Origin of the sequence: Paenibacillus hodogayensis (assembly GCF_039536325.1) — a bacterium.
GTDB classification, from domain to species: Bacteria; Bacillota; Bacilli; order Paenibacillales; family NBRC-103111; genus Paenibacillus_AB; species Paenibacillus_AB hodogayensis.
On sequence record NZ_BAAAYO010000001.1, the window covers coordinates 1,214,645 to 1,228,457 of the forward strand.

Sequence of the window (13,813 nt, forward strand, 5' to 3'; positions counted from 1 at the left end):
CCATACATGAGGAGAGATAACGAATGAGCATTCAAGTAAACTTGGACAAACATGATATCGTGCTGCATATCTCCGGCTTGACCGCGCTGGCCAATCTGCGCAAGGAGGTCCGGATTCCTTACGATTCCATCGTGAACGTCCGGGCCGAGCATTTCGAGTTTCCGTGGAGCGCCGTGAAAAGAACGGGCATCGCGATGCCAAACGGCTATAAAGCAGGGCATTTTCTGCATGCCGGACAACAGTATTTCATGGCCTATCGGGATGCCGATCAAGCCGTCGTACTGGATTTGAAAGGTTGCGAATTTGACAAAGCGGTTCTGCAAAGCGGGGAATCGGGACAGCTGGCGGAGCGCATTATGCAGCATTGTGCCTTGACCTGACCTGATCCATCCGGTCCGGCAGCGAAAGGAATACCGTTTCGACATATCGTCTATGATTTATCCGCATTGGGCACAGTGTAGATAGACCGTGATGAACAAGCGAATACCGGCATCGGTCCACACTGATAAGAACAGGAGCAGATCCCGTGAACGATACGATGGCGGCAGCCATAACCCGGTCCCCGAACAGAAAGCTGCTGTATCACTTTACGCGGGCGAGCAACTTGCCGGCTATCGCCTATGCCGACGCGCTGTTGGCGAGCGCCCGCTTCTCTCCATCCGCCGCAGGCGAGCGCCGTTTGCGGCCGGTGGCGGCGAAGCTGGAGCAATATCCGGTCACGTTAAACGCCCACCTTAGAATAGCCGACAGCATGATCGACGCCTCCACCACCCAAGAACAGTTTCGGGCGGCTTTGGACCGGCATGTTTTCCTGTGGCCCACCCGTCCATATTGTCAGAAAATGATCGACACCTACACGCGCCGGGAACCGGACGAACGATTCGCCATTCTGGAGCTGGACGCCAGTTCCCTGCTCGCCGACCATTACAGCGCCGTCAAGCTGTCCAAGTACGATTCGGGCAGCTCGCCGCGGTTTCCCGCACTGTGCTCGTACAAGAAAAGTCCGGCCATGTTCGTGCCGCTCGGTCTATTCGGCACAGCCGTCAACGCCACAGTCCCCGTTAAGCCCTCGGACATTCGCGAGGTGCTCGTTGAAGACCGGGTCGCAGGCATCTCCCGCTACTTGCGCTCCGTATATGTCGACCGCTGCGAGGACGCTCCCGAGAAATGGAGATGCCTGGCGCGGCCGCTAGCCCCTTGGCGCTCCTCCTCCCCTCGTTAATTCATCTCTCCTTCTATTGACATCAAAATCAAGGAATGATATAAAAAAAGTAGGCTGGCACTCAGCGAACGAGAGTGCTAACGAATACGACCAAGAAGATTGATCAGACTGGATGCCGTTCCATATTGAAGGGAGAACTCCGAGTGGAAAAAAAACAGTTTCAGGCGGAATCGAAACGACTGCTGGAAATGATGATCAACTCCATCTATACGCAGAAGGAAATTTTTCTGAGGGAGCTCATTTCCAACGCCAGCGATGCCATCGACAAAATTTATTATCTCGCCCTGACCGACGACAAGCTCGTATTCGACAAGGATAACTACTACATCAAGGTAACGCCGGACAAAGCGAACCGCACCTTGACGATCCGAGACACCGGAATCGGCATGACGAAGGAAGAGCTGGAGACGAATCTGGGCGTTATCGCCAAGAGCGGCTCGCTCGCCTTCAAGAAAGAAAACGAATCGAAGGACGGACACGATATTATCGGCCAATTCGGGGTCGGCTTTTACTCCGCTTTCATGGTAGCGGATCTCGTAACGGTAACGAGCAAAGCTTTGCAGGGCGACAGCGCCTACAGATGGGAATCGACCGGAGCGGACGGCTACACGATCGAGCCTTGCGAGAAAGATACCGTCGGCACGGAAATCGTGCTGAAAATCAAAGACAACACCGAAGACGAGAGCTACGACGAGTTTCTGGAAGAGTACCGGTTGAAATCGATCATTAAGAAATATTCGGACTTCATCCGCTACCCGATCAAGATGGACGTCACTGGCAAACGGATCAAGGAAGGCAGCGAGGACGAGTTCGAAGACTACGAGGAAGAACAGCATGTGAACAGCATGGTGCCGATCTGGAGAAAAAACAAAAGCGAGCTGACGAACGAGGATTACGAGAAGTTCTACGCCGAGAAGCATTACGGCTTCGACAAGCCGCTGAAGCATATTCATATCAGCGCCGACGGCACGGTCGTCTATCAGGCGATCCTTTACATTCCCGAGAGCATTCCGTTCGACTACTACTCCAAAGAGTACGAGAAAGGTCTGGAGCTTTATTCCAACGGCGTCCTGATCATGAACAAGTGCGCCGACCTGCTGCCGGACTACTTCAGCTTCGTCAAAGGGATGGTCGACTCGGAAAGCCTGTCTCTGAACATTTCCCGCGAAATGCTCCAGCACGACCGGCAGCTCAAGCTGATCGCCAAAAATATCGCCAGCAAAATCAAAAGCCAGCTGCAAAGCCTGTTGAAGGACGAAAGAGACAAGTACGAGCAATTTTACAAGTCGTTCGGCCGTCAATTGAAATTCGGCGTTTACAGCGATTACGGCACCCATAAGGATCTGTTGCAGGACTTGCTTCTGTTCACCTCCTCCAAGGAGAAGAAGCTGGTTACGCTGGACGAATACGTATCGAGAATGCCGGAAGACCAGAAGTACATTTACTACGCCTCCGGCGAAACGAACGAACGGATCGAGAAGCTGCCGCAAACCGAGCTCGTCTCGGAAAAAGGCTACGAGATTCTGTATTTCACCGACGATATCGACGAATTCGCAATCAAGATGCTGATGACTTACAAAGAAAAGGAATTCAAATCGGTATCGAGCGGCGATCTGGGCATCGAAGCCGACGACAAAGACAGCGAAGCCGATGCCGGCCAGGCCGACAACCAGCCGTTGTTCGACTATATGAAGGATCTGCTGAACGACAGGGTGACGAAGGTGAAGGCGTCCAAGCGGCTCCGCTCCCACCCCGTATGCTTGTCGGCAGACGGCGAGCTGACGATCGAGATGGAGAAAATTTTGAAGGCGATGCCGAACAGTGGCGACGTCAAGGCGGACAAGGTGCTGGAAATCAACGTCAATCATGCCGTATTCCAGTCGCTGAAAGACGCTTACGAGCAGGACAAGGAGAAGCTGAACCTGTACACGGCTCTGCTCTACAACCAGGCTCTGCTGATCGAAGGGCTGCCGATTCAAGACCCGGTCGAATTCACGAACGATATTTGTAAAATAATGGTATAAAGAACACGCAAAAAACCTTCCTCCCGCAAGCGCGGGTCTGGAAGGTTTCTTTGCCGTCTGCTTTCGTTCGGCACAGATGCCGTTGAGGGAACTGCGCGGGTCCCTGTCCCGGCATGGCCGCACAGAAGCACCCGAGGCCGTGAGCGCCGTAACCGGAAGAAGTCCTGGTCGCCGGCTTGTCCGTCTAGTCGAGCAGCCCGGCGTAACGCAGGCCGTTCACGATACCGCCCTCATCCACATGGGTCGTCACGTGATCGGCGAACGGCTTCAGCTCCTCGTGCGAGTTGCCCATGGCGATGCCGAGCCCGACCATCGTCAGCATTTCCTTATCGTTCAGGCCGTCTCCAAAGGCGACCGCATGCTCCGGCCGTACGTTCAGGTGATGCAGCAGCGCTTCAATGCCCTGCGCCTTCGAGCGGTCGTGCGGGATGACGTCCATCGCTTTCGGATGCCAACGGATGTAGCGCAAATCCGGAACGACCTGATCGTAGACCTGCTCCTCGCCGGCTTCGCAGTGAAGGAAAATTTGGTAAATCGCTTCGTTCCTCCAGAAGTCGGGGTCCTGTCCGGGCAAATCGACCTTCAGCGACGAGACGGCTTCGACGACATGCGGGTGTGACGCTTCATTGGCATAGAAAGCGGCATGGCCTTCGAAGACGAGCGAATGGTTGTGTTTGGCCGCGTGACCGACAAGCGCCTCTACGCTTGCGCGCGGAATTTCCCGCTGAAAAATCGGTTGGCCCTTGTATACGACGTAAGCGCCGTTTAAGCTGACGAACGAATCGATGCCGAGCTTCTCGGCGATCGGAGCGAAGAAATAGGGTGCCCGTCCGGTTGCGATAACGACTTCCACCCCGCGGTTTTGCAGCTCCCGGACCGCTTCCACCGCGTCGGGGGGCAGCTGCTTCTCTTCGTTCACCAACGTCCCGTCGATGTCGAAAAATACGATTTGATAACTCATCGGCTCTCTCTCCCTATCTGTCCGGCTCTGTGGTTGGCCGTTATCTATGGTCGTTACTATATCACACGGGCATGTATATTGCACCCGCCACCTGTCACCATTCAACTTTGCCGCTCAATCCCGCTCCCGCGCCAGAAGCCCCAGCTCCTGCGCCTTCAGCAGCGCCTGCGTCCGCGAGGAAACGCCCAGCTTGCCGAATATGCGGTTCAGGTACACTTTCACGCTGCCGACCTTCAAGTCAAGCGCCATGGCGATATCGCGATTCGTCGCTCCCCGGCCAAGCCACAGCAGCACCTCCAACTCCTTCGGCGTCAACGGGTCCGGCAGCACGAAGGGCCGTGGCTCCGTCTCGGCAGGGAACGCCGCCAGTAGCCCGTCAATATATGCCGCATACGGGGCGGAGCGCTCCAGAGCGGCATAGCGCTCCAGCAGCCGCCTCATACCGGGCCCTTCGTCCACAAAGCTGCGAACGTACCCGTTGCCTTGCCCGATCTCCAGCGCTTCCTCCAGATAACCGTACGCCGCCGGGGCATTCCCCCTTCCGCTCTCGAGCAGCGCCTGCTGAACGGAAACCTCAACGATGCTGACCAGACACTGCTCGCGCTGGCCTTGGGACTTCAATATTTCCAGCAGCCGCTGCGCTTCCCCGTACCTTCTCTCTTCGCCGAGCAGCCGGGCCAATACCGCATATTCCGTATGCTTGTGAAACGTCGGCCTGTCCGAAGCGGCAATGCCAAGCATACCGATCAGTTCCTTCGCCTCGGCATTCCTTCCCCATTGCAGCAGCAGCCGGGCCCGGAACGCCCGCAGCGTACTGAGCCAACGCTGCTCCCCGATCTGCTGCACGAACCGGATCGCTTCGTCGATCGCTTCATCGGCGGCATCGGCCTCTCCTCGGGCAAACAGCACGCGGGCGCAAGCGAGCCGGTTCGGCACGAACAAGCCCGCTATCCGGTTGCCGCGCGCCATCCTTTCCGTCTCCGGCAGCAGCTCCTCGCACTCCGCAATACGGTTCCACTCGTAATAGCCTTCGATCAACGACTGGATAATATAGTGATAGAACAGCGAATCTTGCCAGCCGTGCTTGCGCAAAATCCCGATGATTGTCCGGGTCAGCTCCTCCAGATCAGGGAACAGCGAGCCTTTCAGCCCGAAGGCGGTTCTGCGGACGAAAGGCTCGTTCGTATTGTAGTTCAAATTATAGAAGACCGGATTGCGCGGAATGCTCTCGGTAATTTTATCCGCATATTCGATCCAGGTAGCGTAATCGCCGGTCGTGAACGCATAATTCGCCTTGACGAAAAAAAGTCCGCTGACCCATTCGTCCCGCTCGGTCGACGGCGACAGTGCGGATACGCTCCGCTCGATGGCCTCCAGCTCTTGGGCGGCCCGGTCGAAATGACCCGTAACAATACGAAGGAACGCATGCAGCAGCGCCAAGTGCGGGCTTACCTCAGCCCCGATTTCCCCCAACCGCTCGAACCAGCGAAGGAGCGTCGCAAACTCGCCCCTTTGCAGCACGTTGAAAATATGCCCCTCGAGCAGCTGCGCCGATAAGCCTTCCTCCCCCGCGGACAGCGCATGCTCGATCGCTTCATCCAGCAGCCCGGCGCGGGCAAAGCATTGACCGGCCAACCGGTGCAGCGCGGCCAACCTGGCAGGATCGCCCTGCCTGATCCGGCTTTGCAGAAATTCAGCAAACAAGTGGTGGTAACGGAGCCAATGCTGCGACTCGTCAAGCGGAACGACGAACAGATTGCGGCTCCGCAGTTCGTCCAGTACGGTCCGGCTGTCCTCTCTTCCCGTCAGCGCATCGCACAGCTGCGAATTCATTCGCGTCAATATGGACGTTTGCAGCAAAAAATCGCGCATGTCCGCAGACAGCCCGTCGAATACTTCGTGGAACAAATAATCGGCTACCGGCCGGTGGTCGCCCGAAAACTGCTCGATAAACCGGTCGTAGTCCGTGCGGCTGCGCATCGATATCGACGACAGCTGCAGACCGGCCGCCCACCCTTCCGTCGCCTCTGCCAATCGCCGGACATGGTCCGGGGATAGCGGAAGACCGGCCACTTCTTTATAAAACGCCGCGGTCTCCTCAAGCGTAAACCGCAGCTCCGCGGCGCCGACCGCGATCAGCTCGTCGGCCAGCCGCACTTTGTCCGAAGCAAACGGAAGCTCGTTGCGGCTCGCGATCAGCAGCCGGAACCCGGCGGGCATATAAGTAAGGAAATATGATAGGCTTTCGTGGATGGCGTCGTTCCGAATGGCGTGGTAATCGTCCAAAACGAGGCTGCCTTCCCGCCCGGCGGCGTACAGCTCGTTGATCAATACATCGATGGTCGTCGTAATCGAGACAAAAGGAAAGTTTTGCAGCAAAGGCAGCACTCGCTCAAGAATGCCGGAAGACAAGGCATGGTCCCAAGCATAGGCGACGTACCGCCAGAAGCGGATCAGATCGTTGTCCCTCTCATCGAGCGACACCCAGGCGGCCGGCTTGTCGCTTGCCGCAGCCCATTGGCCAAGCAGAGTCGTCTTGCCCGAGCCCGCCGGAGCGCAGATCGCCGTTAGCCGGCGCAGCCCGGCGCCGAGCGAGTGGAGCAGCGCAGAGCGGCTCAGCGCCTGGCCGCGCGGGACGGGACGGGCGATCTTGGTAATCAGCAGGACGGAATCGGCTGCAGCTTTCATAAGTCCTCCCGGTAGTCCGAATGGAATCCTGCCTCCATTATACCTAACGGCAGACTAAAGCGGCAATGCCCGAGATTCCCCATAATAACCGCTTCAAGCAAGTAGAGCCGGCCTTTGCCCTTACCAAATATATCGTTTGTAGTACCAGCTTCCGACTAACGCCACAATCCCGAGAACGACATTCATCCAGCCGGTGAACACGGCAGCCTTGCGCTCCCTGGTCATTTTGCCGTCTTTTTTATAGTGGGAGAGGTCGACAAGAAGCGTAAACAACCCGCTGGTCAAAAACAAGATGATGATGTAATTCAAATAACCGACGTAGCTGCTTGTCCACACCGGACATCCCTCCGATATCGTTCCGCAGCGTCCGGCGGATCAGGTCGTTTTGCCTCCGACCCGGCGAATGCTGTACGTAATTTGCATGTTGACGCGAATGTCTTTATACATGCTCTCCCAATTTTCCTTGGTGCGGATTTCCTTGTTCCAGTAGCCTGGCTGCTTGGCCCGCACGTATTCGCCGAAGCCGAAAATGTCGGCGCCCTTTTCTTGGGTTTTGCGCACGAGGGTGTTGAACAGATTCGGCCCCAGCTTGGTGAGCTCCTGCTCGATCTGAGCGATTACCTGCCGGCTCAGTTGAACCTCTTCGTTCGATTTTTCCAGCAGATTGCCTTCATTGTGAATTTTCACGCTAATTTCCGGCTTACCGTTGCGGATGGCTACGTCGATACGCGATTTCCGGTGCGTAATCTGATACATGACGGACGTTTCCGTGTCGGGAATTTGTACGAGAACGGAATAGCCGCCCGATTGCATATTTTTAATACCCATATAAGCACCGATTTCCAGCGGCTCCGTATGGCCGACCATCCGATCCGAGCGGAAAAAGGCGAGCCCGGCGACCTCGAAGCTGCCGCTTTCCACCGTCCGGATGTAGGGCAGTAACGGATCGGCCCCCTTGGAAGAGGCGGCGGACCAGTAGTACCCGGCGAACGCGTTGGGCAGCTTTCCCATCTGGACGGCGTGGTCCATCGTGCTGAGAATATACAGAATCGGTACCCGCTCCAGCTGCGGCACGATCCTCATCAGTTCGCCCGCCTCTCCTTCGGATACGATCATCCAGGACGTACGGCGCACTTCCGGATTGCGCCTTAAATATTCGTTTATATTGGCGAGTCCCTCTTCGGCGACTTTCTTGGAGATGACGATTACGCGCAGATGACCCCAGAACAGCCGGTGCGCCACTTCCTGCTGAATACTGTTGAAAGCGTCGTCGATCGTATGGCCGACGGCGTTCACTACCCATACGGGCTTCTCGCCGGATTTAGAGCCTCCGCCTCCCTCGCTCGGACCTAGAGGGATGCGTCCGGGAACGGCAATTTGTACGGTCACCCTAAGCTTGGGCGCGTCCATTTTCGGACGATTGTCCCCGATGAACGTAATATTCTTCGGCTTGTCGACCTCGTCCTTCGGGGCGGCATCGATGCCGACGCCGAGAATGATCGCCCGCTCCTCGATCTCCAGCCTGTCCCAGCAGCCCGTCAGCAGCGTTGCCAGCAGCATGGCGACGAGCGAGACCAGCGCCAGCTTAAGCGGTCCCGGCTTTCGGGTCGCGGCGTTTTTTTTCGTTTGTCGGTTTGGGCTCGTCACCGGCGCCTCCTCCCTTCTTGCGGACAAGCGCGACAATCAGAAGCAGCAGCGGATAAGCGATCGTCAAGAGCAGTCCGATTCTGCCGACGAACGAGATGGTATAGTACATATCGACAACGTTCTGAGGGTACATGGCGAGCGTAAACACGAACGGAAGCAGCGGCAGCGATAAAAACTTGTGGTCCTTCAATCCGAGCAGTTGGCTGATCGAGTGGATGGTGAAATAATAGGTGGAATACAGCGTGGTAAACACCGCCGTTACCCAGATGGCCAAGAAAGCGGCGTCGAGCCGTTCCAAGATGTTCGCAGGCAGCGACGTGACCTTGGCCAGCTCCAGCGTCGGCCAAAGCAGCAGCTTGGTCTCCTCCGGTCCAAAGACGGCTAGCGTCGCCGCCACGATGAGAACGTAGAAACCTCCCGCTATAAGCATCCCCCACATGGATGCCCGCGCCGCTCTCTTCGGGTTGCGCATCACGGGTATGACCATCGTCATGACGAAGGCCCCGTTGAACAGAGAAGCGATAGTGCCGATCTCGCGGGACACCTGGCGGAGCTCCTGCCCCCAGAAAGGCTGTATGTACAAGCCGTTAGCGTTTTTGAGCGACAGTGCGATAATGAGCAGCCCGGGGAACAGCACCAGCGGCACGTAGAATTGATGAATATAGGCGAACGTCGTCAAGCTGGAACGGGTGGACAGGGCGGCCAGCAGCAGCATGACGATTACAGTGATGTCCAGCGGCGTTTTGCGCAGAACGGACGTGACGACGACCTCCCCGAATTCGCGGGAAGCCAGAGCCGTCAGCTCCCCGAAAAACACGATGATAAGTACGGCTCCGACTCTCGCCGGCCATTTGCCAATGAGCGCCTGACTATACTGAATGATGGTTTGGCGCGGGAACCGCTGACCCAGCTTCGTAATCAGGAAAAGTCCGACATACGCCACCAGCGCCGATACCGCCGTTAGGAGCGGGGCTCCCGGTCCGGCGCCGCGCGCGGCGAACAAGGGCAAAGGCAATACGCCTACGCCGATGATCGTACTAATGATGACCGTCGCCGCCTGAATCGCCGTGATCTGACGCGGATTGTCCATTGCCGTTCCCCCCCCGGTTGCCTGCAGTAGTCGGATCTAACGTATTGTGCTTGGAATGCTCCAGCTCGTTGAAGCTTTCCGAGCCGACTCTCGTTTTGTCGAGCGTATGAAGCATCGCCGGACGCCGCTTCAACCACCACAACGGCGCGCGGAATACCGTATCCTTCATCCCTTCGAAGTTGCCGGGCACGACCGGACTCAAGTACGGCACCCCGAACGACTTCAACGACAGCAGGTGATTAACGATCAGGATCAGGCCGACCATGACCCCGTACAAGCCGAACATGCCGGCGATGATGATGATCGGAAACCGCAGCAGCCGCAAAGCCAATGCGGCGTTATAGGCCGGCGTGGCGAACGAGCCGATCGTCGTCAGGGCGATGACGACGACCGTAATCGGACTGACGAAGCCGGCGGCCACGGCCGCTTGACCGACGACGAGCACGCCGACGATCGACAGGGCGCCGCCTACCTGCTGCGGCAGCCGGATCGTCGCTTCCCGCAGCACCTCCATGGACACCTCCATCACCAGCACCTCAACGACGGACGGAAACGGCACACCGGCACGTCCTCCCGCTACGGCAACGGCGAATTCGGTCGGGATCAGCTCCGGATTGAAGGAAATGACTGCGACGTAAAGCGCCGGAAACACCAGCGAGAACAACAGCGCCAGCAGCCGTGCCAGACGGATAAAGCTGACGAGCAGGAACCGCTCCGCGTAATCCTCGCTCGTCTGGTAAAACTGGGTGAACACCGTGGGGGCGATCAGCGCCATAGGCGATCCGTCGACGATAATGATGACCCGGCCCTCCAGCAAATTCGCCACCGCTTTATCGGGGCGCTCGGTCACTTGAATTTGCGGGAAAGGCGAGTAATGATTATCCTCTATCAACTGCTCGAGATATCCGGAATCGATAATGCCGTCTATTTCAATGAGCGAGAGCCGCCGCTGCACTTCCTCGACCAGCGCCGGATTGACGATGCCGTGTATGTAGCAGACCGCGATGCAGGTGCGGGTATACTTGCCGAGCTTGTTTATTTTAATGCGCAGATCGGGCGTCTGGAGACGATAGCGAACCAGAGAGATGTTCGTCATCAGGTTCTCGATAAATCCTTCGCGCGGTCCCCGAATGACCTGCTCGGTTTCGGGCTGATCGATCGAACGCTTCTCGACGTTGCGCGTACAGAAGACGAACGCTTCGTCCAAACCTTCGACATGGACGACCGTGCTTCCATTCAACACTTCTTCGATGACCATCGGTATGCTTATTTCGGTTCTGCCGTCGCTGGAGAACAACACATCGTTCATCAGCTTGTTTTTCAACGCTTTGCCGGTCGCCGGGGTTTCGTCCAGCCAGTTGCCGATCGTCATGAACGATTTGAGCGCTTCCTGGTGCCCGCCGTCCGTCAAGGGCGGGAAATAACAGACGACCGCCGGAAGATTTCCCATGACATGGAACCGGCGAATAATAAAATCGTCGCTGTAGTCGAAGCTTTCCCGCAGCTTCGCTATCGTGTGCTCGATATTTTTGGTGAACCGCTCTTCCGGTCTGACTTCCTGGTCGGGGTTATGGCTGCGTTTGAGCGAATTGCCGGTTTTTTTTCTTTTGTTCCTGCTCCAAGGAAAACGCATCATGCAACAAGTCCCCTCCATTCGCTGCGACGCCTTTTCTCAAGTATGGAAACGGAATCGCTTTTACGCTTAGTATGGAGACTGTTGCCAAAGGCTATGCATCACGGAGATTGAGGAAGCTTCGAGCTGCAGAAGTAAAAAACGCCTTTAGCGCTCGAAGAGCAGCTAAAGACGTTGACAGAACTTGCCGTTTAAATCGGCTTATTCATTAAGGCGAGCATTTCCCGCTCCAGCTCCGTGCGCTCGAAATGCTCGCCGATGAATACCGCGACATCCGGAACGTCTCCCTGCGGTGCGATCCGCATCAGATCGAGCTGCTTGTACGCATACTGGAACATAAAGCGGGCCGACGTATCGGTAAAGGTCAATATGCCCTTGGCCCGGTAAATCTCGTCAGGCAGCCGCCCCATCATCGCTTCGAACGCTTCGCTGTCCACCGGCCGGTCCACATAGCAGGTATAAGCCATAACATGCTCGTGCCCGTGATGATGGGCATGCTTCTGCTCGTGATCATGTCCATGCTCGGCACAGTCCGGCGTGCATCCCGCTTCGCCGTCTTCATGCTTGTGCGCGGACGTCGCATCCGCAGCCGGACCGCCAGTGCCGTTCGACCGTTCCAGCCGGCCGATATCCGTATCTGCCGCGATCGTGCGCTCTATGCGAACGAGAGGGGTCCATTCGCGGATGACACGCTCCAGAGCGTCCGCCTCCGCCTCCGTCACCAGATCGATCTTGTTCAGCAGCAGCGCGTCCGCGCAGCGGATCTGCTCCTTCATCAGCCGGAACGTCTGCCCTTTGCCTCTACTTAATTGATCCTGCAAATGAGCGGCGTCGACGACCGTGACCACCTGCCTTAGCTCCATTCGTTTGAGCATCGAAGCGTCCCCGATCGCATCGATAATGTCGAGCGGGTTCGCCGCTCCCGTCGATTCCACCAGCACGAGGTCGGGATGATGCTCGTCGATCAGTTTGAGCATCTCCATGCCGAGATCGCCGCGGACCGTGCAGCAGATGCAGCCGCCGAGCATCTCCGCCATCCGCACGTCCGGGCCGAGCTGGACGCCGTCCAGATTGACTTCCCCGAGCTCGTTCATGACGACGGCCGCCTTGCGGCCGGAACGTTCCGCCGCCTCCAGCCATCGCTTTAATAATGTCGTCTTGCCGCTGCCCAGAAAGCCGGACAACAAATATACGGGTATGACTGTGTTTTCCATTTTGAGAGCTCCCATTCTCCATACAGCGAAATTCGTTATGTTTGCTGTTAACGTTTGCTATTACTTTAGCGGAGAGCCGCACGACTTGTCAAATATTCGTAATTATTATGATTAACAGACCCGATACGGCTGACAAGGATCGTCGGATTAGGGAACAGGCTTTGCGGGAAAGCTAACGCCAAACAAGGAGGGTGGTGATCGAGATGGATGAGGAAGAGATCCGCGAGCTGGAACCGAAATATACCGGCAACCAACGCAAGCTGACCGAAGGGGAGGCGTTTGCGATCAAAAACGATCCGAATTTCGAAGGAGACGACGACGACGGATTGCTGGAAAACATTCCGGGCATTTTGCTGGCCGGCATGCATCCGAACCGCCCTAATTAATCGAAATCTTAGCTTGCCTAACAAGAGCCGATCCGCCCGACGGAAAGGCTCTTTTTGCGCAATCGGAACGCTTGCGCTGCTCATTAGCAGGAGGAGCGGTCTGCTCCATCGCATTCTTAGCTTCCCGAGGGCTCGCTATGCTTGCCGAGCAACTGAGTCAGCTCTTTCATAAACATGTTGATATCCTTGAACTGACGATATACCGAGGCGAAACGGACGTAGGCCACTTCGTCGACCGGGTACAGTTGTACCATCACCTGCTCCCCGATATCGCGGCTTGCAACCTCGGCGTAGGCTTGGCTGCGCATTTCCTTCTCTACCTCGGAGACGATCGCCTCCAACTGCTCTACGGATACAGGACGTTTCTCGCAAGCCCGGATCAGCCCGCGCAGCATTTTGTCGCGGCTGAATTCCTCCCGGCTGCCGTCCTTCTTAATGACGATCAGAGGCGTTTCTTCCACCATCTCGAAGGTTGTAAACCGGCGTTGACATTTCTCGCATTCGCGTCGGCGGCGGATCGACTTGTTGTCGTTGGCCGGCCGGGAATCGAGCACTTTCGTTCCCGAATAGTCGCAAAACGGACATTTCATGACGGGAGCTCCCTTCGTAAAGCCATATGGATTACCAATCAATACCTGTAATGAACTTCCGAATTCCGCACATAATACAATTACAATCGACAAGGAGGTGAGACGAAATGGCACAAGGACAATCCCGTTCCAGCAACACGCTTGTAGTTCCTCAAGCTAATGCTGCTCTTGACCAACTGAAATATGAAGTAGCTCAAGAGCTCGGTATTGCGATCCCGCAAGATGGTTACTACGGTAACATGGCTACCCGCGACACGGGTGCTATCGGTGGTCACATTACTCGCAAATTGGTACAAATCGCCGAGCAACAACTCGCCGGCCGTTAAACTTAACCGATTATAAAGCGCCCGGACAAGCT

At 56.5% G+C, this 13,813-nt stretch carries 13 protein-coding genes; 5 read left to right on the forward strand and 8 right to left on the reverse strand.

The window, feature by feature from the left end; translation table 11 throughout:
* The first annotated feature begins 23 nt into the window (after positions 1-23).
* The 3 genes from ABD796_RS04925 to htpG all read left to right on the forward strand — a co-directional run bounded on the left by ABD796_RS04925 (position 24) and on the right by htpG (position 3,246).
* Positions 24-380 carry a hypothetical protein gene (locus tag ABD796_RS04925; RefSeq protein WP_344903681.1) on the forward strand — a complete coding sequence of 119 codons (357 nt, stop codon included), beginning with the start codon at positions 24-26 and terminating at the stop codon, positions 378-380.
* Between the two features lie 146 nt (positions 381-526).
* Complete coding sequence (locus ABD796_RS04930) at positions 527-1,222, forward strand: DUF7002 family protein (RefSeq protein WP_344903684.1); 696 nt, start codon at positions 527-529, stop codon at positions 1,220-1,222.
* A gap of 143 nt (positions 1,223-1,365) precedes the next feature.
* A complete protein-coding gene (htpG, locus tag ABD796_RS04935; RefSeq protein WP_344903687.1) occupies positions 1,366-3,246 on the forward strand; it encodes a molecular chaperone HtpG in 1,881 nt (626 codons plus the stop codon).
* A 184-nt stretch (positions 3,247-3,430) separates the two neighbouring features.
* Here the strand turns inward: htpG and ABD796_RS04940 are convergent, their stop codons facing one another.
* The 7 genes from ABD796_RS04940 to ABD796_RS04970 form a co-directional block, all read right to left on the reverse strand.
* Positions 3,431-4,207 (reverse strand): Cof-type HAD-IIB family hydrolase, encoded by a 777-nt coding sequence (locus ABD796_RS04940; RefSeq protein WP_344903690.1) that lies wholly within the window; start codon positions 4,205-4,207, stop codon positions 3,431-3,433.
* Between the two features lie 114 nt (positions 4,208-4,321).
* Positions 4,322-6,895, reverse strand: coding sequence for a winged helix-turn-helix domain-containing protein (locus ABD796_RS04945; RefSeq protein WP_344903693.1), 2,574 nt, complete (start codon positions 6,893-6,895; stop codon positions 4,322-4,324).
* A gap of 120 nt (positions 6,896-7,015) precedes the next feature.
* Entirely contained in the window at positions 7,016-7,231 is a 216-nt protein-coding gene (locus tag ABD796_RS04950) for a CLC_0170 family protein (RefSeq protein ID WP_344903696.1), read from the reverse strand.
* Between the two features lie 39 nt (positions 7,232-7,270).
* On the reverse strand, positions 7,271-8,542 hold the full coding sequence (locus tag ABD796_RS04955; protein ID WP_344903699.1) for a Ger(x)C family spore germination protein: 1,272 nt from the start codon (positions 8,540-8,542) through the stop codon (positions 7,271-7,273).
* Positions 8,481-9,632 carry a GerAB/ArcD/ProY family transporter gene (locus tag ABD796_RS04960; RefSeq protein ID WP_344903702.1) on the reverse strand — a complete coding sequence of 384 codons (1,152 nt, stop codon included), beginning with the start codon at positions 9,630-9,632 and terminating at the stop codon, positions 8,481-8,483. The genes ABD796_RS04955 and ABD796_RS04960 overlap by 62 nt, the downstream gene beginning before the upstream one ends.
* The gene (locus tag ABD796_RS04965) at positions 9,580-11,268 is read right to left on the reverse strand and encodes a spore germination protein (RefSeq protein ID WP_344903705.1); all 1,689 of its coding nucleotides are present in this window, start codon (positions 11,266-11,268) and stop codon (positions 9,580-9,582) included. The genes ABD796_RS04960 and ABD796_RS04965 overlap by 53 nt, the downstream gene beginning before the upstream one ends.
* A 188-nt stretch (positions 11,269-11,456) precedes the next feature.
* The gene (locus ABD796_RS04970; protein WP_344903708.1) at positions 11,457-12,479 is read right to left on the reverse strand and encodes a CobW family GTP-binding protein; all 1,023 of its coding nucleotides are present in this window, start codon (positions 12,477-12,479) and stop codon (positions 11,457-11,459) included.
* Positions 12,480-12,682: 203 nt separating this feature from the next.
* Between ABD796_RS04970 and ABD796_RS04975 the strand changes: the two genes are divergently transcribed.
* Positions 12,683-12,865: a hypothetical protein gene (locus tag ABD796_RS04975; protein ID WP_344903711.1), complete on the forward strand. Its 183-nt coding sequence runs from the start codon at positions 12,683-12,685 to the stop codon at positions 12,863-12,865.
* A 116-nt stretch (positions 12,866-12,981) separates the two neighbouring features.
* On the opposite strand, the gene nrdR is transcribed toward ABD796_RS04975, so the two are convergent.
* Positions 12,982-13,455, reverse strand: a complete 474-nt coding sequence (nrdR, locus tag ABD796_RS04980; RefSeq protein WP_344903714.1) for a transcriptional regulator NrdR — start codon at positions 13,453-13,455, stop codon at positions 12,982-12,984.
* Between the two features lie 107 nt (positions 13,456-13,562).
* Here nrdR and ABD796_RS04985 point away from each other — a divergent pair, with 107 nt between their 5' ends.
* Positions 13,563-13,781: an alpha/beta-type small acid-soluble spore protein gene (locus tag ABD796_RS04985; protein ID WP_344903717.1), complete on the forward strand. Its 219-nt coding sequence runs from the start codon at positions 13,563-13,565 to the stop codon at positions 13,779-13,781.
* Positions 13,782-13,813: the final 32 nt, after the last annotated feature.